This is a genomic window from Mucilaginibacter boryungensis, from assembly GCF_015221995.1.
Lineage (GTDB): Bacteria > Bacteroidota > Bacteroidia > Sphingobacteriales > Sphingobacteriaceae > Mucilaginibacter > Mucilaginibacter boryungensis.
Map to the genome: position 1 here is coordinate 745,472 of NZ_JADFFM010000001.1, position 26,495 is coordinate 771,966.

Here is a 26,495-nt window from a genome sequence, read left to right on the forward strand (position 1 = left end):
AGAGCTATAATTAGGACGAATATCTGCAATATATCTGTTTTAATTAGTAACCACCGCCAATTTAACTGAACATTTAGCCAACATGCGGCATTCGGCATTCGCTGAAATTCATCAATTTAGCTATACGGTATCACCAATCCGTTAAACCTATATGATAAACTTAAATACCCGCACGTCAATAGTAGCATTGGCCGCAATAACAATTGCCGCGTTTGCTTTTAAAGCCGGCAATAAAGACGGCTGGCAATCTAAATTTGTAACGCAGAACGCCGACGGTTCGTTAACCTACCATCCCGATGACCGCGGCAATACCATCCCCGATTTTAGCCGGGTAGGTTATCACGAACAGGATACAGCCATTCCGGATGTAGCCGTAGTGAAAACCCTTGAAGCGCCTAAAGATGGCAGTAACGCCCGTCAATTGATACAGGATGCTATAAATGAAGTAGCCCAACGCCAACCAGACGCTAAGGGCTTCCGCGGCGCTATCCTGCTTAAAAAAGGGGTTTATAAAATAGCCGACAGCCTGTATATCCATACCGGCGGCATTGTGCTGCGCGGTGAGGGCGATGCAAAGAATGGTACAGTGCTGGTAGCTGCGGACAAAGGCCAGCGCACATTAATTAACGTAGTGGGCAAAAAAGGGATCAGGGTAGAAGGTGAAAAGATAAAGATCACCGATGATTTTGTACCGACGGGCGCTAAATCGTTCAATGTGGCGTCAACCGCGGGCTTAAAGGTTGGCGATAGGATCATCCTGTTTCGCCCAAGCCCCGAAAACTGGATACACGACCTGAAAATGGACCAGATACAGGAACGCCAGGGCACTAAGCAATGGAAGCCGGGTGAGTACGATCTGCAATTTGAACGTAATATCAACAAAATTGAAGGGAATAAAATATTTATGGATAACCCGGTAGTGATGGAAATGGATGCTAAATACGGCGGCGGCGCTATCTATAAATACAGCACCCCCGGTCGCATCAACGAGGTTGGGGTAGAGGATATCCGTTTTGAATCGGAATATACCAGTGATACCGACGAAGACCATGGCTGGATAGCGGTAGGTTATTCTAATATCGAGAACGGCTGGGTGCGCAACGTCAGTTCGTACTACTTTGGTTATGCCTGTGTAAGTACCGAAGGCGGTTCGTGCAACATCACGGTCAATAATTGCAAATGCCTCGACCAGAAATCGCAGATCACCGGTGGGCGGCGCTATTCGTTTAACAACGTGGGCCAGCTTAACCTGTTTATGAATTGCCACGCCGAAGAAGGCCGGCACGATTATGTTACCGGCGCGCGCGTTTGTGGTCCTAATGTGTTTTATAATAGTACCGCCAAAAATGAACACGCCGATATTGGCCCGCACCACCGCTGGGCATCGGGCACGTTGTTTGATAATATTGTTTCAGACGGCCAGATTAACGTACAGGACCGCCAGTATATGGGTAGCGGGCATGGCTGGGCAGGTGTTACCCAGGTAGTTTGGAATTGCACGGCAAAATCGGCCGTGGTGCAAAAGCCATGGGTAAGCGGGACTAACTATTGCATTGGCTTCCATGGAAAAAAAGCCGATGGCGCATTCAAAGGCCGTATGGATGGCGAATGGGAAGGACAAAACAAGGACGGTTTAACCCCGGCATCATTATACATGGCGCAATTTAAAGCAAGGCACCTGAAGTAGGTATTAGAGGTTAAAGATTTAAGATTAGTTTGAATGTGATATTCCAACAGTTCCCTGTAGATATCTATCCATGCGGTCAAGGTCAATAGCATCATTCATAAACCCGATGTGCATATCCGGGCGTACTAATAGCGTGCGGTGCTGGCCCTGGCCAACCTCGAAGGCATCAAACACCTGCTGGTTCTTATCCGATGGCGGCAGATAGTAAAAATTGATATACCCATTATGGTTTTGAGTGATCCATTTGGCAACTTTAAACAGGTCTTCCTCAATTAGCTTGCCCATTAATATAAGCGTAAAACCTGGTTTGAAACACCATTGGTGCAGGTCTGTTTCTTCCTGGCGCTTCTCGTCAAACACGGTTAAATAAGGCAGGCGGTCGCCGGCTTTAATGGTTTTTGCCTGGCTTAAATGCAGGTTCAGTTTACTTTCGCGATAGCTGATACCGGTTTGTGATACCGTAAGGAAAAAGAACTTGCGGATACGCTCCTTTCCCCACATAAAATGAAGCAACCGTGTCATGACATATTTCTTAAACAGGTTAGAAATGAAACTGTTAGACATAGCAAAAGTGAAGGCGCTGTCTGTAGTTTTAAGCAGCTTTTTAGCTACAGGCATACGCTCTTCGGCATAGCTGTTAAGCAGGCTTTCATTCGCCTTTTTATTAATCACCAACGCCAGTTTCCAGGCCAGGTTATACGCGTCCTGTAAGCCGGTATTCATCCCTTGCCCGCCAACCGGCGAGTGGATATGTGCTGCGTCGCCAATCAGAAAGCATCGGTTTTGCCTGAAACTGTCAGCCATGCGATGATGTAATTTGTAGGTGATCAGCCAGCGGCAATCTTCAACCGTTACCTCATGCCCAACCACTTTGTTAAGCGAAGGCAGTATTTCATCCAGTTTTAATTCTTCATTGTGTTTAAGGCTATCGGGCAGGTTGCCTATAATGCGGTAGTAACCTTCATCAGGCATGGGGAAAAACCCAACTAAACCTTTGTTCGACAGAAAAACCCGGATGAGGTCGATATCAAACTTTTCAGATAATTTACCGTCTATCAAATAGAACAGGCTTTTGTAAGTGTCCCCGTTAAACGGGATGTTTAACGACTTGCGTACCGGGCTGTGCGCCCCATCGGCACCTATTACCCAATCGGCAGTAATGGTTTGGCTAATCCCGTTGCTTTCAATATTTGCGGTGGCCAGCGTAGTAGTTTGTGTTAAACTGGTTAGCGTAGTATTCCAGTAAACCGGGCAGCAATTCAGGGTTAAATAGTCAAGCAATACACGTTCATTACTGCTTTGGGGATACAATAATATGTAAGGATAAAGTGTATTTACATTGCCTACATTACCCAACAGCAGCTGCGCGCCGGGTTTTCCCTCCTCGTAAAAAGCTATGCCCTTGCCCGGTTTGCCCCCGGCCAGTACTTTATCTACTACCCCCAACTGCCGATAGATCTCCAGCGAACGTGCCTGTACAGCCAATGCCTTGGAATGACTGGTTGGCCCCTGCCGACTATCAATAATTACAGGCTGAATGCCATAGCGCAGTAATTGCGCAGCCATCATTAAACCCGAGGGGCCAGCGCCGACAATTAATACGGTGGTATGTTCCGCGGAGATGTTCATACTGTTTAAGAATGAAACAACAAAAATATAGCAGGTTGTTTGTGCAGGTCGGGAATTTGTTTTTTCCAGGCGGCAATGGTTTGGGTTTTAACCATCTCATTTACACCGGTAAGGTTGGCGGCAATACACAATCGGGTGCTGGGTTTGCAACTGCGTAAAATCTCCTCCAGCATGGGGTTATTGCGGAAGGGGGTTTCTATAAATAACTGGGTTTGCTTCAGGCGTTCGGCCTGGCTTTCCAGTTCTTTTATTTTGCGTGCTCGGTCAGCTTTATCTATCGGCAAATAGCCATGAAAAGTAAAGCTTTGCCCGTTAAAGCCCGATGCCATCAGCGCCAGCAAAATAGAACTTGGGCCTACCAACGGGACTACTTTAATGCCCTTGCGGTGCGCTTCGGCCACTATCTCTGCGCCGGGATCGGCTACACCGGGGCAACCGGCTTCACTCATCAGGCCCACATCTTTACCGGCTAATAAGCCTTTAAAAAAGTCATTATCGTTCTTATCACGGTTATGCTTACCGTAATCGTGTATCAGTAGTTCGCTTTGAGGTGTTTTTAGGCCCGCCTCTTTTAAAAAGCGGCGCGCGGTTTTCTCGTTCTCTACAATATACTCACTGATATGGTTTATCGTATCCACCAAATACGGCGTAAAAGATTTGCCCGCAGCTTCTTCAGCCAATGGTACGGGGATGAGGAAGAGGGTTCCGGTGGGCATACGTATTATATTAAGTTATGTCATTTCGAGGGGGCATAGCGACGCGGCAATCTCGTAGTTTGCAATCATACTACGAGATTGCCACGCTGTCGTTCGCAATGACAGTTTGGATGTTTATTTCAACTTCTCCAATGCAGCCTTAATCCTTGACAGCATATTTTTAATATCCTGTAAAGAACATGCCCCTACAGATGCCCTGAACCAATTTTCGGTTTCATCGGTACCAAACGCCGAGAACGGCACTAAAGCCACCTTAGCTTCTTTTATCAGGTAAAAATTTACATCGGCCGAATCTTTTATCAGGTCCCCATCAGGGGTAGTTTTGCCACCGTAATCCACTTTTACAGTAAGATATATAGCGCCCATCGGTTCAATAGAATCAACTTTAAAACCTTCAGCTTTCAAAGCCTGGAAACCTTCGTGCAGGGTAGTCAAACTGGCCTGTATCTTGGTTTTCAGATCGTCCAGGTATTCATTAACAGCGCTTTCCTGACGCAGAAAATCAGCCATGGCTACTTGTTCGGCTTTTGGCGACCAGGCACCCATATGGCCTACAATGGCCTTCATGTTATCAATAATTTTAGCCGGGCCAAATCCCCAGCCCACACGCACACCGGTAGATGCAAAGCATTTTGATGCACCATCTACAAATATGGTCACATCACGTAATTCAGGGCGCAAAGTTACCGGGTTATAGTGTTGATGCTCGCCAAAGGTTAGCTGCGAATATATCTGATCGTATAAAATATATAACGGTTTCTCACCGGCTTTGCGGGTTTTGTTTTCGGCAATAACCAGGTCGCATATTTCTTCCAGATCTTTCTTTTTAAACATGGTGCCCGTGGGGTTCAGCGGCGAACATAAGGCCAGTAGGGTAGCGCCCTTTAAATGCGGGCGCAGTTCATTTGCCGTAGGCATAAAATTATTCTCGGGCCGGGTTTGTACAATAACGGCATTGGCGTTGGTTAAATCGCTGTAATGGTTGTTGTTCCATGATGGCGCGGGGAAAACAACGGTATCGCCCGGATCAACAACAGCCAGGAAGATAGAATATATCAATGGGCGTGAACCGCCTGAGATCAGTATCTCATTAGCTTTATATTTCAGGCCAAGTCTTTTCTCTAAAAATTCGCTTACACTTTCGCGAAGATCAAGCACACCGTCAGCCGGTGGATAGTTGGTTTGGTTATGTCCGTAAGCAGCTACAATGCCCGCTTTTAAAGCATCAGGAATAGGATATAAGTTCGAGTCGAAATCGCCGATAGTAAGGTTGGCAATATTTTGCCCTTGTTTTTTTAGTTCGTTAATTTCGCCGGCAATTTTTATAATTTCAGAGCCGCGCAGGTTTTGCGCCAATACAGATACACTCATTTTGTAGGTTTTTGTAATCAGTGGGCAAATATAGCGGTTTTTCTGTGGCGATGGTAGATTTAACCATAAAGGCACTAAGGTTTTACATAGAAGCCACAAAGGCTTATTCAATAAAACATGCTGGTGTGCTGGTATTTATACTTTGCGAACATTGTGGTTAATATTGCTCATGACAATTCAAATTAAATACATCCTTACACTTAATTAAATCGTAAATTTATTGTAAGGATAAGTCAATGCGTGCGACAAACCCCGTAATTAAATCAATCATAATGCATTATTACAGATTATTAATAGCTGCGGTAATTGTAAGCGTAGCTTTTGCCTTTACCCGTACCCACCACGATGCTGTTACCAAAGTTGCCGTAAACCCGGGTTTTGCCTTAATAGAATTGTATACCTCTGAAGGATGTTCAAGCTGCCCCGCGGCTGATAAGTTGGTAGCCAAAATTGCACAGGAATATAAAGACAAGGAAGTTTACGTATTAGCTTATCACGTAGATTACTGGAACCGGCTTGGCTGGAAAGATGTATTTAGCAGTCCGCAATATTCGGCAAGGCAAAAAGAGTACTCCAATTATTTAAAACTCGACGGTGTTTATACGCCACAAGCCATTGTAAATGGAAAAACGGAGTTTGTGGGATCGGATGAAAGTAAAATGCGTGCTGTTATTCAGCAAAGTTTAAGTAAAAACGCTTCCGCGGATATTACTTTAAGCAACGTTAAAATAAGTGGGAATAAAGCTAATTTGCAGTACCGTGTCACAGGCGCGCAAGCTAACAGCAACCTAATGCTGGCAGTGATACAGAAACATGCCCAAACGCAGGTAAAAGCCGGAGAAAATAGCGGACGGATGTTGCCGCATATTAACATTGTGCAAAAATTGCAGGTTATCGGCCTAAAAAATAACGCCGGAAATGCTGAAATTAGTTTGCCTGATGGCTTTAATACTAAAGATTGGGGGATAGTTTGCTTTGTACAAAACAACCGCGATGGCGAAATACAGGCAGTACAAAAAGCAGTATTAGATAATAAAGAATTAGCAGCTAATTAAACAATGAAAATAAGGGAAAAACATACGCTGGCCATGCGTTGGTTCCATTGGCTCAACTTTCCGCTGCTGCTGATTATGATATGGAGCGGGATGCTGATCTATTGGGGTAATGATACTTATACCATTACGGTGTTTGGTCACCAGTTTTTTAAGTTTTTCCCTGAGGGCTTTAATAAGTTTTTCAATATCCCCTCACGCTTATCTGAGGGAATGGCTTATCATTTCCTGTTCATGTGGTTTTTTGCCATTAATGGGGTAGCTTATGTATTGTATACGTTAATATCTGGCGAGTGGCGCAAACTGGTGCCGCACCGCAGCTCGTTTAAAGAGGCCTGGCTGGTACTGCTGCACGATCTGCATATCCGTAAAACTGCCCCGCCCCAGGGCAAGTATAATGCTGCCCAACGCATAGCCTATAGCGCTATTATTGTAATGGGCTTGGGGTCGCTGGTTACCGGGGTGGCTATTTATAAGCCAGTGCAATTGAACTGGGTAGTATGGCTGTGCGGCGGATATCATTTTGCGCGCATATTGCACTTTGCGCTTACTATAGGCTATGTTTTCTTTTTTGTGATACACATTGTACAGGTGATATTGGCCGGCTGGAACAATTTCCGGGCGGTTATCTCGGGTTTCGAGATCGTAAAAAATGAGACTGAAGTTTTAACCCCTGAAACCACCAATGATGAAAAAGCCTGAACATTTTAAAGAAAAGCCACTGGTTGAAAAACAGGTAAGCGGCAAACAACTGAACCGGCGTAATTTTATAGCATTCGGCGCCTTTGCCGGGTTATCAGCTGTTGGCTACGGCGGCTGGCGCGCGTTAATGAAAGCCCCGCTTGAAAAACCGGGCATCACTGCAGGGCGCAGTGTGCCTTTACGCCGGGCGCTTAACCAAAACGAGTTGTTTATGCGGCGGTTATTCAGTCGTAACCATTTGGTGAAAACTTACCCGGTAAACATGGCTGCTAAAAATGTGCGCTATAACAGTGATGTAGGCATAGCGGGTAAATTTAACCCTGCCGACTGGAAGCTTAACGTGAAAAAGAAGAACGGCCAAACCGTAAGCTTCACTTTTGATGACATAAAGAAACTGCCAAAAACCGATATCGTATTTGATTTTAAATGCGTGGAAGGCTGGGACCAGATACAGCACTGGGGCGGCGTGAAATTTATCGACTTTTTAGAACACATGGGATTACACGACCAAACCGACGCCGGATACGTAGGCATGATGACACCTGATAAGCAGTACTATGTAGGTATTGATATGCCCAGCGCCATACATCCGCAAACTATACTGGCTTATGAAATGAATGGCCAGCCAATGCCTGTTGAACACGGTTACCCGCTGCGGTTAATTATCCCGGTAAAATACGGTATCAAAAACCTAAAGCGCATAGGCGAGATCACCTTCAGCAACACCCGCCCGCCCGATTACTGGGCCGAATTGGGATATGATTACTATTCGGGGCTGTAGTGAATGTGCAAATGTGCGGATATGCAAATGTGCAAATGATGAAATTGTAATTGCGAGATGCGTGGCAAAGCGACAATAGATTAGATTGCCACGCTATCATTCGCAAAAATATATAATTTTTATTCCTCCCCATTTGGGAGGTTAGGAGGGGTGGCTAATTATCCCCATTCTACATCTTTTCAATCTTCAGTTTCTTTCAGATATTTTTCATAAAAAAGTACCATAATAATACTGGTCGGCATGGCCCATTGCAATCCAGCCAAAGGTTTATTATGACATGGACTACACAACGTTTGGCCAAAGACGAGTAATGTATAGAATAAGGTACCATGTCTTGCATTAATTTTAATATGACGACACCTTTTTGCTTATTAATGAGTCGATGTTCGTAATCTTACTCCATTTTATTTGCTGAATTTTTACTATCGAATCTAATTTTTTACTTTGATAAAAATTTAGGCAAGTTTTAAAAATTTTTTTTCCCGCTGCGTTTTCCGAAACAGATAAAACACTTTTTGCGGAATCTTGCCTTAACTGTTGGATAACGGGCTTTATTACCTCTTTACTCAAACTATCAAACAGTACATAATTAATAGGCGATGCAAATGATCTGTCCTGTATTAGAATTTCATCAGCAAGTTTTTTATCATTCAGGCCGGCCAAAACACAGTCACAAAACACCTTGCTTTTAAAATCCTCCTCCCAATTGTTACGCCTCCATTTATCAGAGTTCTCGTCTTTTATTTGATTGTTAATATTACAGCTGACTATTAAAATTACTAATAGAAGAAATATATTTTTCATGGATTTAATTTAATAAGGCAAATTTCCTAATTATCCCCATCCTGCACGGTATACTGCCAGGTTTCGCTATTGTTTACCGGCAGGGCCGACATATCGCCGTGGGTCATTTGCCACCAGAAACGCAGGCGAGGCTTTTCTCGGTTGCCTATTTCGTTCATGCTGTCAGCATCGTACAAACGACCGTTTACCATTACGTATTTTATCTTTTCGCTGTTGCGGATATCGTCCAGTGGGTTCTCATTCATTACAATCAGATCGGCCAGCTTGCCCACTTCCAGCGAGCCGATTTCTTTATCCATCCCCAAATAACCCGCACCATTAATAGTAGCGCAACGGATTGCTTGTAAAGGTGTCATCCCCCCCTGGGCCAGCATCCACAATTCCCAATGCGCGCCCATGCCTTGTATCTGTCCGTGTGCGCCCAGGTTAACCTTAGTGCCGCCATCAGCAATCTTCTTCACATATTTCGATACCTCGATATGGCCATAATCGCCATATTCCGATGTGGTGCGGCGGCGTGAACGGGCATCTAATATTCCTGTTGGGAAAAAGCTTTGCAGGTGGTCATTCTTCCAAACATTGGTCCTGTCATACCAGTAATTCTCGCCAAACTGTGTACCGTAGCTTACAATAAGCGTTGGGGTATAACCGCTTTTGCTGGCATTCCAAAGGCTGGTCACATCTTTATACACCGGCCAAACGGGAATGTTATGCTCAATGCCGGTGTGCCCGTCCAGTATCATATTCATGTTGGTGAAGAAGGTTGAGCCACCTTCCGGTACTACTTCCATCTGCAGTTCGCGCGCGGCCTCGATGATTTGCTGACGCTGTTCGCGGCGCGGCTGGTTGTAACTTTTTACCGAGAACGCGCCTACGGCTTTCATGCGTCGCAGACTGCTGCGGGCATCATCCAGACTATTAATTACAGTTTTAAAATCGCCATCGGCACCATACAGTATTGTTCCTGTCGAATATACCCGTGGGCCAACCATGCGGCCAGCCTTCAGCATTTCGCTTTGGCTGAATACCATCTCGGTATTGCTGGATGGGTCGTGTGAGGTGGTAACCCCATAGGCCAGGTTGGCATAGTAACTCCAATCCTGCTGTGGCGAAACACCATCGGGGCTGGTGTGCAAATGCGCGTGTACATCTATAATACCCGGCATTATAGTTTTGCCTGCTATATCAAATACTTTCGCATCAGCCGGGGGGGTAATATCCTTGCCAATGGTTGCGATCTTGTTATGATCTATCACAATAGTACCCTTTTCAATCACCTCGTCGCCCCTCATCGTAATAATGCGGGCATTAATGAAAGCTATTTTGCCATCGGGTACATCGCTCAATAGTTTCAGGCCAATATCTATTCCGGCAGTATCTGCAACAGAGGTTTTATCCGCGCTGCCATCTGCAAACGGGAAGGCGTTGCGAATATCACGCACGAAATATTTTGGCCCCAGCGTCCACATCATGCGCTGGCTGTCCTTGCTCCAGTGCAGATAAGTACCGGCGTCGCGGGTAAGTTTACTTAGCGGTATGGCTTTATTGCTGGCCGAAAGGTTTTGCGCCGCGCCTGTGCTTACCATTGGGGTAAGGTAACAGTTAAATAGTTCGGTAAACGCCATCCATTTGCCGTCAGGGCTTGGGGCAAACTGTGTGGCATATTGGGATGTATACAGTGTGCGCTGATTAGCGCCACTGATATCCATTATTTTAAATGCTTTTTTATCACCCTCGCTGCTTTGGTAATAAATATGGGTATCATCAGCACTAAATTGCGGGCGGATACCATTGTTGATGATCATTTGCGGCGTACCAGCGGTTAATTGTGATGCGCCACCTATTGTTGCTATACCGGTAGTTAAAGGCATAATATATATGCCCGGGTTTTTGCCGTAAGCATACCCCAATTGCTCGTTACCTTCGCCTTTGCGATAAATTATTTTATCGCCTTTGTTATTAAATTTTGGCGAGTAGTAAAAGCCTTTTTCAGTAGTAAGGCGGGTTACTTGCTTAGTAGCCAGATCAACCAGGTTAATGGAGCCCTTTAATTCGTCGCTCCAATCCACGTATGCTAATAGCTTACCGTCGGGACTAAATTCGGGTTCAAATTCAAAATCATTTGTGCTGGTAATACGTTCGGGCTTACCGTTAGGTAACACTTTAGTATAGATATAGCCTGCGGCATTAAAAGCTATCATTTTACCATCAGGCGATGTGGTGGCCTGTCGAATCATCTTTACGGTAAATTCATCCTGGAAAACCCTTTGCTGGAAGTGCAGGGCATCGGTAATTGTCTGGGTGGATGTAACCTCGAACGGGATATTGGTGGCGTTCAGGGTTTGAACATCCAGGTTCCATATTTTACCCTGGGCATAAAAAACGATGTTCTTGCTATCGGGCGTCCAGCTAAAGTTTGGGTACACACCAAATATGGCCCAGGTTTCCTGCTGATCGTGCGATAATTCATCGTACACCGGCCATTCCTCGCCTGTTTGCAGGTTTTGCAGGTACATCACCGATTTTAACCTTACCCGTTTTACAAAAGCCATCAGCTTACCATCAGGCGATATCTGCGGGCGGCAGGCGCCACCTGGTCCGCCACTGATGGTTTCAATGTCACCGGTTGTACGGTTTAAACGTTTAATAGCGTAAATGCCCTGGTTAGGGTCTTTGTTATATTGGAAGCTGGGGCCGGGAGTAACATCCTCGCTCCAGTATACATATTTATTATCAGGCGATATGATAGGTTCGCCGGCGTCTTGCTGATCGTTTTTGCGTTTGGTAAGCTGGATACCCTCGCCGCCGTTTTTATTGTAAAGCCACATTTCACCCGCACCTAACGACCGTGTCCCCGTGAAATGCTTGCGTGCTACCAAATATTGCCCATCCGGCGACCATGACGCATTGTTTAATAAACGGAAGGTTTCTTTGGTGATAGCATGTTTATTGCTACCATCGGCGTTCATTAGCCAAATGTTATCGCCGCCATCCCTGTCGCTGGTAAAGCTGATCTGTTTTCCATCAGGACTGTAACGTGGCTGCACTTCATAAGCCCGGCCGCCAGCCAGCAAGGTAGCCTTGCCGCCTTTAATGGGCATGGTATAAATATCGCCCAGCAGATCGAACACAATGTTTTGCCCGTTGGGGCTAACATCCAGGTCCATCCAGGTGCCTTCATCTAAATTAAAAGTTACTTTTTTTGATGGGCCAGATGAGGTTTCAACACTCCATTTGTTTTGGGCCTGAGTGGCGATTGATAGAACAATGAAAGAAATAACGAGCAATACTTTATTCATACCGCGAAGTTAGGAGTTTGATATGTATTTTCGCAAACATGTCACTAATGACCAGTGACCAATGACGATGACCATCCACGGGATACTTAAACAATACTGGAACTATGATGCCTTCCGCCCGGTGCAGGAGGAGGTGATACAATCTGTATTGTTGGGGTACGATACTTTGGCGCTGCTGCCTACAGGTGGGGGTAAATCGGTATGTTTCCAGGTGCCTGCGTTGGCTAAGGATGGTATATGTATAGTGGTTTCGCCGCTGATAGCCCTGATGAAAGATCAGGTAGAGAACCTGAAGGCTAAAGGCATTAATGCCATCGCTATAGTTTCTGGCATGAACAGGCGCGAGGTTGATATCGCATTGGATAATTGTATCTATGGCCAGGTGAAGTTTTTGTATTTATCGCCCGAAAGGCTGCTGAGCGACCTGGTGCGCGAGCGGATAAAATACATGAAGGTAAACTTGTTTGCCGTGGATGAGGCGCATTGTATATCGCAATGGGGGTATGATTTCCGTCCGCCATACCTGCATATAGCCGACTTGCGGGCGCTGCACCCTAAAGTGCCTGTACTGGCCTTAACAGCTACTGCTACTGCTGACGTGAAGTTTGATATACAGGAGAAACTGCAATTCAGGGAGCATAATATCTTTCAAAAAAGTTTTGAGCGGAAGAACCTGGCCTATGTAGTACAACACACGGAGGATAAGTTGCGCAAAATGCTGGATGTGGCCCGTGGTATTAAAGGCAGTGGTATAGTATATGTGCGCAGCCGGAAGGAAACATTTGAACTGGCCAAACATTTTACCCAGCATGGTTTCCGGGCCGATTATTACCACGCCGGTATGCCTGCCGACCAGCGTTCGGTTAAACAGGGAGCCTGGAAGACCGGGAAAGTGCCTATTATAGTTGCCACCAATGCATTTGGGATGGGTATAGATAAACCCGATGTGCGTTTTGTAATCCATGCCGATGCGCCAGAGAGTTTGGAAGCTTATTACCAGGAAGCGGGTCGCGCGGGTAGGGATGGGCAAAAAGTTTATGCAATATTATTATATGGCCCATCTGATAGGATGAAGCAGGAGAAGAAATTCCAATCGGCTTTCCCGTCAACCGATGAAATAAAGAATACTTATCATTACTTAGCTAATTATTACCAGATAGCCTATGGGGCAGGTGAAGGATTGAGCCTGAACCTTGACCTGGGCGAGTTTTGCTCGCGCTTTAAGCTCGACCCCATAAAAACACTGAATGCGCTGAAGTTTTTAGAGAAAGACGAGTACCTGGCTTTTAACGAAACGGTTTTCCTGCCATCGCGCTTTAAGTTTGAAGTGGCGAATGAAGAACTGTACAATTTTCAGATCCAAAACCCAGGTTGGGATGCTTTTATAAAGGTGTTGCTGCGATCGTACGCCGGGGCGTTTGATAATTATGTAAAGTTGCGCGAGTTCGACCTATCTAAACGCACCCACATGAATACCCAGCAGGTTATAGACGCTTTGAACCAGCTACAAAGCTTTGGTATATTAAACTATCTGCCCCAAACCGACCAGCCGCAGGTAACCTGGGTGCGCGCCCGCCAGATACCCGGTAACTTAACCATTAACACCCAATACATAGAAGAGCGTAAAATAACCTACCGCCGCAAAATGGAAGCTGTGCTGGCCTATGCCGAGCACCAACGCTGCCGCAGCCAGATGTTACTCAGTTACTTCGACGAGCAAAATACCTCGAAATGTGGCATCTGCGATGTTTGCCTGGCTGAGAAACGCCAAAATAACGCCGCGTCAATAACCGATGATATTACCAACGAGCTATTGGTGCTATTAAATACCGCGCCGCACAAACTGGATGACCTCATCTCATCAACCCACACCGGTACCGATAAAGAAAAGATAGATGCCCTGCGCCTGCTGCTTGATGCGGGGAGGATAAAAACGGATGGAGTGCGGTATTACGTGTAGCTGTACGTATTTCATTCGAGGAATAGCGCGGTCTCGATAGCTATCGGATAGGCTGCTAATCATCCTATGAGATTGCCGCGTTGCTATGCTCCTTGCAATGACAAAACGTTTTCTTTCTAACCTTTATTCTTTTCGGACTTAACGTGTACTTTTTACAATAAGCCCCAAAACTATTATTTTAAAATCATGCAATTTTTGCAATGAGTAGCCGTGAAACAATGCAAATTCTGCAATGAAATAATAGTATGCATGCATTATATTATTAAGATTGAAATAATGCTGTTTATGACAATTAAATGACATTAGTTATCATGTAAATAATCATACCTTTGCGGCCGAAAATTGAGACAGAAATATAATATAAAAAAATATTTTAAATTATCTGTAACGTTTTAAAAAATACATCGTCTTATAGGTGTATTTAAATTACAAAATACTATATAATTAATTGACAATCAACAAATAACAATATCATGAAAACAAATATTTTAACAATCGCAGCTTTGTTTATTATAGCAACAATTATAGCAGCACCAGCATCGGCTGCAACAAAAAAAGATCACTCAGGTACCGTAATTACGGAGGCCGCCAACTTTAATAAAATTGAAGTTCGTGGCAACGTAGAGGTGTACTTAACCAATGGCGATGCCAATTCGGTTAAAGCTTTAAACAATTATTATGGTGAAAGCGCCTTGGTGCAAAATCAAAATGGCACCCTGCGTATTTCTTCTTACAGCAAAGACGCTTTGGTTGTTTATGTAACCGCTGCCGATTTGCGTGCACTGTCGGTTTATGACAACGCAATTGTTAAAACCGGTAAGGATTTCTCGACTATCGATCTTGATGTTAACCTGTTTGATAATGCTTCTGCAACTTTAGATCTGGAAGCTTATAATGCTAACATTACTGTAAACGACCGCGCTAAAGCAAACTTAACCGGTAATGTTGCCAATTGCGACATGCAGATTAATCAATCATCAACTTTAAACAGCACTAATTTTGTTGCCGAGCATATTACTAAAAAAGTAAACGGACGCGAAGTTGCTGTAAAGAGCAACCAGGAACTGGCTATTATCTAATCAGGTTCCTTCCTTATATATCAAAAGCCTCCCAAAATTTTGGGAGGCTTTTTTTTGTTTAATTCAAAACAATATCCACAAATTCAGGTAGTTATAACACAAATAAGGATATTTAATTATAAATTAGATATGTAGAATCTGCTTTTATCCATACTGCGGCCTAAACTAAACAGAATGTTAGATAAATTGAGTGTTTCTGTAAAGCTATACTTGTTGCTTTTTATAATAGCAGTGGGCTTAGTTGGATTGGGCCTCTATGGTATCAGTGATGCAAAGAGGATGGATAAAAACACACATTCGCTTTATGCTGATCGTATTTTACCTATTCAATTATTATCTGATATACAGCTCACTTATATCTCCAGTGTGTTGCTAATCCCCCAAAAGGTCAATAATCACCTGCTTGCTTACATGGCCGCTAATGAGGAACTTCAAAAATCGTGTATAATTATAGACTCAAACTGGCGGGCCTATAAACGAACATACCTAACACCGCAAGAAGCGCTTTTGGTTAGGCAGACTGACAAAGTAAAACAACAAACAGACCATGCGTGCGCCGACCTGGGAAGAATTTTAATTCAAAAAGATGCCCTTGCGCTTAATAAGTTTATTCAAAAACAAGCAACAGCTAGTAAAGACCCGTTTTTGATTAACCTGCGACAGTTAATGAACTTACAAGTGCAGGTTGGCCGGGAAATATTAAAAAGCAACAACGCTATTTATCATATTACTTCCAAAAGATCCATCCTTTTAATTGCAATTTCTTTAATAATTGCCTTATTCATTTCATTTTATATCATCAGGCATATTAAGGGTTTGATAGATAATATTTTAAATAATAGCCATCAGATAAGCGAGAGTGAAGAAAAATACCGCTCGTTGTTTGAGCAAGCATCAGATGCCATTTACGTAAATAATTTAAAGGGCGATTTTACGCAAGTGAACGAGAGTATGTGTAAAATGGTAGGCTATAGCCGGGAGGAGTTGTTGACCATGAATGTGCGGGATCTGCTTAATGAAGAATTACTGCAGCTTAATCCACTGGTTTATGCTTATGCCGAGCCTGGCACATCAATAAAAGGAGAGCGAAAATTTGTTCACAAAAACGGGACGGTTATTGATATTGAAATTAACGGCAAAAAATTTACAGATAACCGTGTCCTGGTTATCTTTCGTGATATTTCTGAACGGAAAAGGATGGAGGCAGAGTTTAGGAATGCCGAGATCAAATTCCGTACCCTGGCCGATAAATCCATGGTGGGGGTGTACATTGTACAAAACGGGAAATTTATTTACGTGAACCCGCGATTTGCAGAAGTATTTGGTTATGAGCCGCATGAACTGATAAGCACTTGCCCGGTTGAAGAAATTATCCATCCTCTGTATCGTGCTATTGCAACTGAAAATGTGCGCGCCCGGTTGCAAAATGAAAAGGAAAGTGTGCATTATGAAGCCATGGGGCAAAAAAAGGATGGAAATGCAAACTGGGTTGAGTTTTACGGAAGCAGGGCTATATTGGAAGGAGAGCCAACAATTGTTGGTACGATGGTGGACATTACCGAACGAAAAAAAGCAGAGGAGGAACTTAGGGCATCTGAACAAAAATACAAGTTGCTTTTTGAAAGTAGCCCTGTGCCTTTATGGATAGTAGCTAAAGATGATTTGCGGGTAATTGTTGCCAACGCTGCAGCTGCCAGGCTTTTTGGATACACACAAGCCGAATTGCGCCAAATGGACGTTAGAAAATTACGGCAAAAATCAAATTGGGAAAAACTATTGAATAATTATCGGGAAGATATCACCGTAGCAAAAGACTTTGGTGTTATAGAGCATATTAAAAAAGACGGCACCACTATTTGGGTTGATGTTAGTGCCCAGGATATCATATTTGAAGACAGATTGGTTAGACTTTCATCAACCAATGATGTAACCGAGCAGCTGATAGCACAAGAGCAACTGAAAAAGACAGAAGCTAACTTGCAGACCATTTTAAACAATACGGATACCGCTTATGCTTTGTTAAACGCTGATCTGGATATATTGGAATATAATAACAAAGCACTGACGCTTGCGCAAAGAGAATTTAATTTCGATCCACAGGGAAAAAGAAAGTTATTCGATTCAATGACCGAAGAGCGGCGCGCGCAGTTTTTGGATCATATTGCCGATGTGTTTAAGGGGAATACAATTAGTTATGAAGTAAACTATCCACAAGCCGAAAATAAAAATTGCTGGTACTATATCAGGATGTCGCCAATTGCGGATAAAGATGGTAAGATATTAGGGCTGGTATTAGCTATTGATGATATTACAGAGCGAAAAGAAGCCGAGCAAAGTTTGCAGTTGGCATACGAACGGATAAAAGAGCATATCGAATTTACTAAGGAGATCATTTGGAAACAATCGCACATTTTAAGAAGCCCTTTAGCTAATTTAAAAGGTTTAATAACCATCCTTCGTGCAGACCCGAGTGATAAAGAGGTCTTAAGTCATATCGAAACAGAATTTGAACGAATGGATACTGTTTTAAAACAAATGGCTAATGATGCAGCGAAACGATAAAAGAACGCTGAAATAAACGCATTTATAAAGGCAATTTGTACAATATCTTTAATCGTATTTCCATAGTAGTACTCAGTGGTTTGACATCCATATTGGGCGGCAATTAAAATGTGGAAATATAAACTGCCTCATCCCTGCGGTTAACGCTACCTTTACGCCTGTAATTGTTAAATACTAAATACTTCCAATAAGAATTTATGATAATCTATACCAGTTAGTTAGGCATTAAAGTGGGGTAAAAACCCATTTTTTAAATGTTGAAAACTTTTTGTGGGTGAAAGTGGTTGAAAGTGGAGAAATCACTTTACTTTTACATAACCATAATGGTATAGTTGTGCCCATGTCATACTTTTTCGGCGATTATTCATGTAAGCTGGATGTCAAATCACGATTGACACTCCCTTCTGCGCTTAAGCAGCAGCTTCCTGGCGCCGGTAAAGAGCCGCTGATGATCGCGCGCGGATTTGAGAAGTATCTAATCATTTATACCAAAAAAGAATGGGAGCTGAAACTGGAAGAGTTGTTAAAACTTAACCAGTACGAGCGTGAAAACCAGCAGTTTATCCGCCATTTTACGCGGGGCGCTACCGAGATTGAACCTGATGCTGCCGGCCGTGTGTTGTTGCCAAAGTTATTGTGCGACCATGCGGGTATCGATGCGCAAAACGCTAACGAGATCATCATTAGCTGCCAGATAAATAAAATAGAGGTTTGGGAAAAATCTGCTTATGATGCTATGCTAGCAAATGAGCCTGCAGATTTCGCTGCACTGGCCGAACGTGTAATGGGCAGCAAAGGAAAGGGGGCAGGTAATGAGTAATTATCATACCCCGGTTATGCTGCAGGAGTGCATTGAGGCGCTGAATATTAAACCCAACGGTACTTACGTAGATGTCACCTTTGGTGGGGGCGGTCACTCGCGCGAGATAATGAAGCATCTGGGCGCTGGTGGCAGGTTGCTGGCTTTTGACCAGGATGCCGATGCGCAGCAGAATGTTATAAATGATGGCCGTTTTGTATTTGTGGATCAGAATTTCAGGTACTTGAAAAACTTTTGCCGCCTGCATGATGCTATCCCGGTGGATGGCATACTGGCCGATCTGGGGGTTTCTTCTTTTCAGTTTGACCAGGCCGAGCGGGGCTTTTCTATCCGTTTTGACGCCGAATTGGATATGCGCATGAACCAGGCATCGGAACTAAGCGCTAAGGAAGTAGTAAATAATTACGCTGAGGCCGACCTGCACCGCATTTTTGGTATGTATGGCGAGATTCAAAATTCAAAATCACTGGCTAAAACCATAGTTACTGCCAGGCTTAACGCGCCGATAAATACCGTGGACGATTTGAAGAACGCCATCCAAAACCTGATCCCGCGCGGTAAAGAAAATAAATATCTGGCGCAGGTTTTTCAGGCGCTGCGTATAGAAGTGAACCAGGAATTGGAAGCGCTGAAAGATTTCCTGGTACAATCGGCAGAAGTACTGGTGTCTGGCGGCCGATTGGTAGTTATGAGCTACCACTCGCTGGAGGACAGGCTGGTGAAAAACTTTATTGCCAAAGGAAAATTTAGCGGCGAGGTAGTGAAAGACCTGTATGGTAACGACCAAAAACCACTGGATGCGGTTAGTCGCGGCGCAATAGTGGCAACCGAAGAAGAGATACAATTAAATAACCGTGCACGCAGTGCCAAATTAAGAATAGCTGTAAAGAAATGAGCAACCGTTTACGCACAGAAATTCAGGAGGAGGAAGCTAATGAAGCAGTAGTTGAGGAAAGCCCTAAACAGGAGATCCCCGAAAACTGGTTCACTACTTTTTTAAGCAAAGGAGTCATCTCAACCGAGACGGCTACCAGCGCGCTGCCTTTTGTTTTGTTTCTGGCGTTTTTGGGGATGATATACATCGGCAATATGCACATGGCCGAAAAGAACATCCGCGACATTGATAAGCTAAGCAAAGAAGTAAAAGAATTAAGCTGGGATTATAAAACCACTAAAGCCGACCTGGCCTTTAAAAGCACCCTAACCGAGGTGATTAAACGTGCCGATACCCTTGGCTTAAAAGAACCCATTGCGCCGCCGCAAAAAATAGTAGTAAAGGAGGATGTGCAACAATGAACATCAGGGCCAACATATTATTACGTGTATATATCGCATTTGGGCTAATATTATTATTTGCCTTTGCAGTAATGATACAGCTTTGCCGTGTGCAGTTTGTGCAAGGCAAAAAATGGCGTGCTATGGCCGATAGTTTAAGCACCCGCTATGTAAATGTAGAAGCATCGCGCGGTAATATTATGGCGTTGGATGGCAGTCTGCTGGCTACATCGGTACCGGAATATGAGCTGCACATGGATATGTTTGCCGCCGGAATTGAAAGTGATAAGAACTTTAACCTGAAGATAGATTCGCTGGCTATGAAGCTGTCGACTTACTTTGGCGACCATTCGGCCCGCGATTATTCACGCGTACTTCGCGATGCGCGTAAGGATAGTTCGCGTTATCAGTTAATTCGCCGCAAGGTAACTTATCAGCAGTTAAAGGAGATCAGAAAATTCCCAATTTTTAACCTGGGTAAATATAAGGGCGGCTTAATTGTGGTGCAGAAGAATAAACGCATCTTGCCGTTCCGCGAACTGGCTGCCCGTACCATTGGTTATAAAAACGAAAATATTAAAAACCCGGTAGGGTTAGAGGGTGCTTACGCGGATTATATTAACGGCGAAAGCGGTAAACGCCTGATGCAGCGTATTGCAGGTGGTATATGGATGCCGGTGAACGATGAGGACGAAGTAGCGGCTAAAGATGGCGCCGATATCATGTCGACCATAGATGTGAACTTCCAGGACCTGGCGCAGAAAGCCTTGAAAAAGCAACTGGATTCCACCCAGGCCGATTTTGGTACCGTGGTATTAATGGAAGTGGCTACCGGCGAGGTGCGTGCCATTGCCAACTATACCCGCACTAAAGATGGGCAGTACCAGGAGCGGATGAATTACGCTATAGCGCAATCGGCAGAACCGGGCTCAACCTTTAAGCTGGCATCGTACATGGCTATGCTGGATGATCATAAAATAGATACCAGCAGTAAAATTGATGCAGCACACGGCCGTTTTGAGGTGATTAATCCGCGTAATGGTAAAGTGGTGTTACATATTAGGGACGCTGAAGATCCGGGAAGTATACTGAGTGCTAAACGCGCCTTCGAGGAATCATCAAACGTGGCGGTAGCACGCTTTGTATATGGCGCTTATCATAACAATCCGCAGGATTTTATTGATAAGTTGTACAGCTTTCATTTGAACGAAAAAGCCCGCCTGCAAATTCCCGGCGAAGGTAAACCGCGTATCAAAACCACCCATTCGGTTGATTGGAATAAACTGCAATCGTTATGGCAGATAGCTTATGGTTACGAATCAAAGCTGACGCCTTTGCAAATGCTTACCTTTTATAATTCGGTGGCAAATGACGGAAAGATGATAGCGCCGATTTTTGTGCGTGAAATTCGCCGCATGGGTAATCCTATCGAACAATTCCATGCCAGGGTTATCAACCCTAAAGTATGTTCGGACGAGACGTTGGCTAAAGTAAAAGGTATGTTGGAAGGCGTGGTGCTGGAAGGCACCGGTAAGCTTGTTATTAAAAACAAACAATATAGCGTAGCCGGTAAAACAGGTACGGCGCAAATAGCAAACGGATCATTAGGGTACGGCGCAAAGGATGCCCACCAGGCATCATTCTGTGGGTATTTCCCGGCTGATAAACCAAAGTATTCGATGATCGTGGTAATCAGTAATCCCCGTGTAGGCTCTCATTTGGCAGCCTGGGTAGCCGGTCCGGTATTCAGAAAAATAGCCGACCGTGTTTATGCGCGCGATCTGTCTATACATCACACAGCACCGGTTGTTGAACAACACCTGGTTGGTAATACCCAGCCGCCAAAAATTAAAGGCGGCGATTATAAAGCTGTAAAACAAGTGTTTGCGAAGCTGGGCGTTAAGCCGCTGTATGCTTCGGTTGCGGCGCCATCAACAGGTGCCGATACCAGTGCTGGTATTGTATTTGAGGATGCTAAGTATAAAAAAGGTACCGTGCCGGATGTTACCGGGATGGGCCTGAGCGATGCCATGTATATACTGGGCAACGCGGGATATAAAGTGAATGCAAAGGGCAGCGGTGTGGTGCTTAAACAATCGGCAACGGTTGGTAGTGCAATGCCTAAAGGATCAACCATAACGATAGAGTTGGAATGAAGTATTTAAGTGAGTTACTGGAAGGTTTACCATTTACCGAACTGCAAGGCAGTGCCGATGTGGAGATAACGTGCGTGGTTTTTGATTCTCGTAAGGTGGTGCCCGGGTGTTTATTTGTAGCTGTAAAGGGCACAGCAGTTGACGGACATGACTTTATTGAGCAGGCGGTAAAGGACGGCGCTGTTGCTGTTATATGTGAAGACCTGCCGGGCCATACAGCTGATGGCGCGGACTTTTTAATGGTACAAAATTCAGCCGTTGCACTGGGTATTGTAGCTGCTAATTTTTACGGTAACCCGTCCAATCAGTTAAAGCTGGTAGGGGTTACCGGCACCAACGGTAAAACTACCATTGCTACTTTATTATATAAGCTATTCAGGGATCTGGGGTATAAATGCGGTTTACTATCAACTGTTGAAAACCAAATAAACGGGAAAGTTACCCCGGCTACCCATACCACGCCCGACCCGGTAGCGCTGAATAGCCTGCTGGCAGATATGGTAGCACAGGGTTGCGACTACTGCTTTATGGAAGTAAGCTCGCACGCGATAGCCCAGCACAGAATTGAAGGCCTGACCTTCTCGGGCGGTATATTCTCTAACCTGACGCACGACCATTTGGATTATCACAAAACATTTGATGCTTATTTAAAAGCTAAGAAAATGTTTTTTGATACACTGCCAAAGTCAGCTTTTGCACTTACCAATGTCGACGATAAGAACGGCAACGTAATGCTGCAAAATACTAAGGCCCATAAAAAAAGCTACGGCCTTAAAAACATGGCCGATTATAAGGTTAAGATACTGGAGAACGGCTTTAATGGGCTGTTGCTGAATATTGACGGCGAAGAGGTTTGGTTTAAGCTGGTGGGCAACTTTAACGCTTATAACCTGCTGGCGGTTTACGCTGCAGCCATGCTGCTGGAACAGGATAAATCGAAAGTGCTGATAAGCCTGAGCAAACTGAGTGGCGCCGAAGGCAGGTTTGATGCCCTGGTATCTCCAAATAAGGTAATTGGTATTGTGGATTACGCCCATACCCCCGATGCCGTACAAAATGTGCTGACCACTATTCATGATCTGCGTAAAGGTACTGAACAGGTGATCACTATCATCGGTTGCGGCGGCGACCGCGACCGTACCAAGCGCCCGGTAATGGCAGCCATGGCCTGCGAGTGGAGCGACAAGGTGATCCTTACATCGGATAACCCGCGCTCGGAAGACCCGGCTGAGATCATCAAAGAAATGGAAGCGGGTGTGAATGCAACCAACCGCAAAAAAACCATCAGTATAGTCGATCGCCGCGAGGCCATCAAAACCGCCTGTCACCTGGCACAACCCGGAGATATTATCCTGGTAGCCGGTAAAGGGCACGAGAAATACCAGGAGATAAAAGGGGTGAGGAACCATTTTGATGATAGAGAGGAATTGCAGGAGCAATTCAAATTGATGAATGAATAGAGTTAATGTGCAGATGTGCGGATATGCAGATGTGCAAATAAGAGTAAATGATTAATTGAGTGAAATAAATAAATGATTGGTAAGCCGAATTTGATTGTTGAAATGACGTTTGCGTTCTCGCTAAAAATAGTAGAGTTTACAGAGGAATTAGAAGGCAAGACGCAAGTTCAATATGGCAAACCAATTATTCAGAAGCGGAACATCGGTTGGTGCCAATGTTAAGGAAGCACAAGGAGCAGAGAGCAAAGATGATTTCAGACATAAGTGCAAGCTGGCTTACAAGGAAGCAGAGGAAACCGAATATTGGTTAATGATTTGCAAGCACGCAAAGAACTATCCATTTGATCCGATTATGCTTTATGATATACAGGCCATAATAAAAGTATTAGGGAAGATAATTTCATCAACAAAAAAATAATAGAAACATAAATAAAGTAACCAGCATTTGGGCATCTGGGCGTCAAGCAAATTATTTGCATATCCGCACATCTGCACATCTGCATATCAAAAAAGGCGATGCTATATTACCTGTTTAGCTATCTGAATAAAAACTATAATATTCCCGGGGCGGGGGTGTTTCAGTACATCACGTTCCGTACGGCTATGGCGGTTATTGTATCGTTGCTTATTACCACGGTATACGGTCGCAGGCTGATAGATTACCTGCGTTTTAAACAAGTGGGCGAAACGGTGCGTAACCTGGGACTGGAAGGCCAGATGCAAAAAGCAGGTACACCTACCATGGGCGGTTTGATCATATTGTTGGGTATACTGGTGCCAACGTTGTTATTTGCCAAGCTGGATAATATCTATATCATCCTGATGCTGGTGACCACGGTTTGGCTGGGCGCTATCGGTTTTCTGGACGATTACATTAAAGTATTTAAAAAGAACAAGGAAGGATTAGCGGGCAAGTTTAAAATTATAGGTCAGGTTGGTTTAGCCTTAATTATTGGCTGGACAATGTATTTCCATAACGATATCACTATTCGCCAGGAAGTAAAATTACCGGTAAAGTACGATGTCCCGGTTTATTACCACTTGAAAAACGATAAGCCGGTTTATACGCAGGATATTAAATCACCAAAAACAACTATCCCCTTCTATAAAAACAACGAGTTTGATTATAGTAAAGTAGTGAAGTTTTTGGGGCATGGCTACGAGCGTTATACACTTATTGTATTTCTATTTTTTACCATCATCATTATCACATTTATATCAAACGGGGCAAATATTACAGATGGTATTGATGGATTGGCGACCGGGACATCGGCTATTATAGGCATCACACTGGCTATACTGGCCTACGTGTCAAGTAACATCGTAATGTCAGAATACCTGAATATTATGTATATCCCTAACTCGGGCGAACTGGTGGTTTTTGCAGGGGCATTTGTTGGTGCTTGTGTAGGTTTCCTTTGGTACAATTCGTATCCGGCCCAGGTGTTTATGGGCGATACAGGTAGTTTGGCCATAGGAGGTATCATCGCGGTATTCGCTATCATGATCCGTAAAGAATTATTGTTGCCGGTATTGTGCGGCGTGTTTGTAGTAGAAAATATTTCAGTAATGCTGCAGGTAGGCTGGTTTAAGCTGACAAAGAAAAGATTTGGCGAGGGCCGCCGCATTTTCCTGATGGCGCCACTACATCACCATTATCAAAAAAAGGGCTTTCATGAAGCGAAGATCGTAACGCGCTTCTGGATACTCTGCATTATGCTGGCCATTTTGACCGTAATAACATTGAAATTGAGGTAGCAAGAAACAAGAATATAGAATCAAGAAATAAGATATAAAGTGGAAGTGAACAAAAACATAGTCATTCTTGGTGCCGGGGAAAGCGGCGTGGGGGCGGCATACCTGGCCCAACAGCAGGGGTATGATGTTTTTGTATCAGACATGGGTGCTATAGCGCCAAAATATAAAGAACAGTTACAAAACTGGAATATCCGCTTTGAGGAGAACCAGCATACCGAAGCCGAGATACTGAATGCGGTAGAAGTAATAAAAAGTCCGGGGATACCTGATAAGGCGCCGCTGGTAAAAAAACTGCGCGAAAAAGGTGTACCGGTTATTTCTGAAATTGAATTTGCGGGCCGGTATACCAATGCGAAGATGATTTGCATTACGGGCTCTAATGGTAAAACAACTACCACCACGCTAACCTATCATATCCTTAGTAAAGCGGGATTGAATGTGGGTCTGGCAGGTAACATCGGTAAAAGCTTTGCTTACCAGGTAGCTACTGAAAAGTTTGATACCTATGTGTTGGAGATCAGCAGTTTTATGCTGGATGACATGTACAAATTCAAAGCGGATATAGCAGTGTTGTTAAACATCACGCCCGATCATCTGGATAGATATGATTATAAGCTGGAAAACTACGTCGCATCCAAATTCAGGATAACGCAGAACCAAACGGCCAACGATTATTTCATTTATTGTGCCGATGATACGGAAACGCTGAAGGGAATGCAGGGGCGCACATTTGCGGCAAAGCAGCTGCCATTTTCTATTGAAAAAACTATTGAACCGGGAGCATATCTCGAAAACGACAATATTGTCATAAACGTAAACCAGGAACATTTTCAAATGTCAATCACCGAACTGGCCCTGCAGGGCAAACACAACATCTACAATTCTATGGCTTCGGGTCTTGCAGCCCGGATATTAGAAATACGCAATCCTACAATCAGGGAAAGTATGATGGATGTACAACCAATTGAACACCGTTTGGAGTTTGTAGCCAAAATTTCGGGTATAGGGTTTATTAATGACTCTAAAGCTACCAACGTTAATTCAACCTGGTACGCGCTGGAAAGCATGACCACCGATGTAGTGTTGATTTTAGGCGGTGTTGATAAAGGCAACGACTATAGCATGCTGAAGGAACTGGTACGCCAAAAGGTGAAAGCCATTGTTTGCCTGGGTAAAGATAACAGTCGTATACACGATGCTTTTGAAGATGATGTGGACGTAATAGTAAATACTTTATCGGCTGCCGAAGCGGCCCAGGTAGCGTTTCATTTGGCTAAAAAAGGCGACACCGTTTTGCTTTCGCCGGCCTGTGCCAGTTTCGATCTTTTTAAAAATTATGAAGACCGCGGCACACAATTTAAAGATGCGGTGAGGCAATTATAAA

General features: G+C 44.2%; 20 protein-coding genes. 15 read left to right on the forward strand and 5 right to left on the reverse strand.

Annotated features, from left to right (window positions below):
- The first annotated feature begins 151 nt into the window (after positions 1-151).
- The gene (locus IRJ18_RS03225) at positions 152-1,687 is read left to right on the forward strand and encodes a hypothetical protein (protein ID WP_194104756.1); all 1,536 of its coding nucleotides are present in this window, start codon (positions 152-154) and stop codon (positions 1,685-1,687) included.
- A 24-nt stretch (positions 1,688-1,711) separates the two neighbouring features.
- On the opposite strand, the gene IRJ18_RS03230 is transcribed toward IRJ18_RS03225, so the two are convergent.
- The 3 genes from IRJ18_RS03230 to IRJ18_RS03240 all read right to left on the reverse strand — a co-directional run bounded on the left by IRJ18_RS03230 (position 1,712) and on the right by IRJ18_RS03240 (position 5,403).
- Positions 1,712-3,316, reverse strand: coding sequence for an FAD-dependent monooxygenase (locus IRJ18_RS03230; protein WP_194104757.1), 1,605 nt, complete (start codon positions 3,314-3,316; stop codon positions 1,712-1,714).
- Positions 3,317-3,321: 5 nt separating this feature from the next.
- Positions 3,322-4,032: an SAM-dependent methyltransferase gene (locus IRJ18_RS03235; protein WP_194104758.1), complete on the reverse strand. Its 711-nt coding sequence runs from the start codon at positions 4,030-4,032 to the stop codon at positions 3,322-3,324.
- Positions 4,033-4,146: 114 nt separating this feature from the next.
- Positions 4,147-5,403: a pyridoxal phosphate-dependent aminotransferase gene (locus IRJ18_RS03240; protein ID WP_194104759.1), complete on the reverse strand. Its 1,257-nt coding sequence runs from the start codon at positions 5,401-5,403 to the stop codon at positions 4,147-4,149.
- 272 nt (positions 5,404-5,675) lie between these two features.
- On the opposite strand from IRJ18_RS03240, the gene IRJ18_RS03245 reads away from it, so the two are divergent.
- From IRJ18_RS03245 to IRJ18_RS03255, 3 genes are read left to right on the forward strand one after another with little or no spacing between them, the layout of a single operon-like run.
- A complete protein-coding gene (locus IRJ18_RS03245) occupies positions 5,676-6,458 on the forward strand; it encodes a DUF1223 domain-containing protein (RefSeq protein WP_194104760.1) in 783 nt (260 codons plus the stop codon).
- 3 nt (positions 6,459-6,461) lie between these two features.
- Positions 6,462-7,157 (forward strand): cytochrome b/b6 domain-containing protein, encoded by a 696-nt coding sequence (locus IRJ18_RS03250; protein ID WP_228072510.1) that lies wholly within the window; start codon positions 6,462-6,464, stop codon positions 7,155-7,157.
- Complete coding sequence (locus IRJ18_RS03255) at positions 7,141-7,938, forward strand: molybdopterin-dependent oxidoreductase (protein WP_228072512.1); 798 nt, start codon at positions 7,141-7,143, stop codon at positions 7,936-7,938. The genes IRJ18_RS03250 and IRJ18_RS03255 overlap by 17 nt, the downstream gene beginning before the upstream one ends.
- A 345-nt stretch (positions 7,939-8,283) precedes the next feature.
- On the opposite strand, the gene IRJ18_RS03260 is transcribed toward IRJ18_RS03255, so the two are convergent.
- Positions 8,284-8,742, reverse strand: coding sequence for a hypothetical protein (locus IRJ18_RS03260; protein ID WP_194104761.1), 459 nt, complete (start codon positions 8,740-8,742; stop codon positions 8,284-8,286).
- A gap of 26 nt (positions 8,743-8,768) precedes the next feature.
- Positions 8,769-12,041 (reverse strand): amidohydrolase family protein, encoded by a 3,273-nt coding sequence (locus IRJ18_RS03265; RefSeq protein WP_194104762.1) that lies wholly within the window; start codon positions 12,039-12,041, stop codon positions 8,769-8,771.
- Between the two features lie 61 nt (positions 12,042-12,102).
- Here IRJ18_RS03265 and IRJ18_RS03270 point away from each other — a divergent pair, with 61 nt between their 5' ends.
- The 11 genes from IRJ18_RS03270 (at position 12,103) to murD (ending at position 26,494) form a co-directional block, all read left to right on the forward strand.
- A complete protein-coding gene (locus tag IRJ18_RS03270) occupies positions 12,103-14,001 on the forward strand; it encodes a RecQ family ATP-dependent DNA helicase (protein WP_317174047.1) in 1,899 nt (632 codons plus the stop codon).
- A gap of 473 nt (positions 14,002-14,474) precedes the next feature.
- Complete coding sequence (locus IRJ18_RS03275; RefSeq protein ID WP_194104763.1) at positions 14,475-15,080, forward strand: GIN domain-containing protein; 606 nt, start codon at positions 14,475-14,477, stop codon at positions 15,078-15,080.
- 174 nt (positions 15,081-15,254) lie between these two features.
- Positions 15,255-17,642, forward strand: a complete 2,388-nt coding sequence (locus IRJ18_RS03280; RefSeq protein WP_194104764.1) for a PAS domain S-box protein — start codon at positions 15,255-15,257, stop codon at positions 17,640-17,642.
- Between the two features lie 340 nt (positions 17,643-17,982).
- A complete protein-coding gene (locus IRJ18_RS03285) occupies positions 17,983-18,462 on the forward strand; it encodes a division/cell wall cluster transcriptional repressor MraZ (RefSeq protein WP_194104765.1) in 480 nt (159 codons plus the stop codon).
- Positions 18,455-19,357, forward strand: a complete 903-nt coding sequence (rsmH, locus tag IRJ18_RS03290) for a 16S rRNA (cytosine(1402)-N(4))-methyltransferase RsmH (protein WP_194104766.1) — start codon at positions 18,455-18,457, stop codon at positions 19,355-19,357. The genes IRJ18_RS03285 and rsmH overlap by 8 nt, the downstream gene beginning before the upstream one ends.
- The gene (locus IRJ18_RS03295) at positions 19,354-19,758 is read left to right on the forward strand and encodes an FtsL-like putative cell division protein (RefSeq protein ID WP_194104767.1); all 405 of its coding nucleotides are present in this window, start codon (positions 19,354-19,356) and stop codon (positions 19,756-19,758) included. Before rsmH ends, IRJ18_RS03295 begins: the two co-directional genes overlap by 4 nt.
- The gene (locus IRJ18_RS03300; RefSeq protein WP_194104768.1) at positions 19,755-21,893 is read left to right on the forward strand and encodes a penicillin-binding protein; all 2,139 of its coding nucleotides are present in this window, start codon (positions 19,755-19,757) and stop codon (positions 21,891-21,893) included. The genes IRJ18_RS03295 and IRJ18_RS03300 overlap by 4 nt, the downstream gene beginning before the upstream one ends.
- Positions 21,890-23,353 carry a UDP-N-acetylmuramoyl-L-alanyl-D-glutamate--2,6-diaminopimelate ligase gene (locus IRJ18_RS03305; RefSeq protein ID WP_194104769.1) on the forward strand — a complete coding sequence of 488 codons (1,464 nt, stop codon included), beginning with the start codon at positions 21,890-21,892 and terminating at the stop codon, positions 23,351-23,353. The genes IRJ18_RS03300 and IRJ18_RS03305 overlap by 4 nt, the downstream gene beginning before the upstream one ends.
- Before the next feature lie 172 nt (positions 23,354-23,525).
- Complete coding sequence (locus IRJ18_RS03310) at positions 23,526-23,771, forward strand: four helix bundle protein (protein ID WP_228072514.1); 246 nt, start codon at positions 23,526-23,528, stop codon at positions 23,769-23,771.
- A gap of 98 nt (positions 23,772-23,869) precedes the next feature.
- Complete coding sequence (gene mraY, locus IRJ18_RS03315; protein WP_194104770.1) at positions 23,870-25,111, forward strand: phospho-N-acetylmuramoyl-pentapeptide-transferase; 1,242 nt, start codon at positions 23,870-23,872, stop codon at positions 25,109-25,111.
- Between the two features lie 45 nt (positions 25,112-25,156).
- Positions 25,157-26,494: a UDP-N-acetylmuramoyl-L-alanine--D-glutamate ligase gene (gene murD / locus IRJ18_RS03320; protein ID WP_377094991.1), complete on the forward strand. Its 1,338-nt coding sequence runs from the start codon at positions 25,157-25,159 to the stop codon at positions 26,492-26,494.
- The last annotated feature ends 1 nt before the right edge of the window (position 26,495 follow it).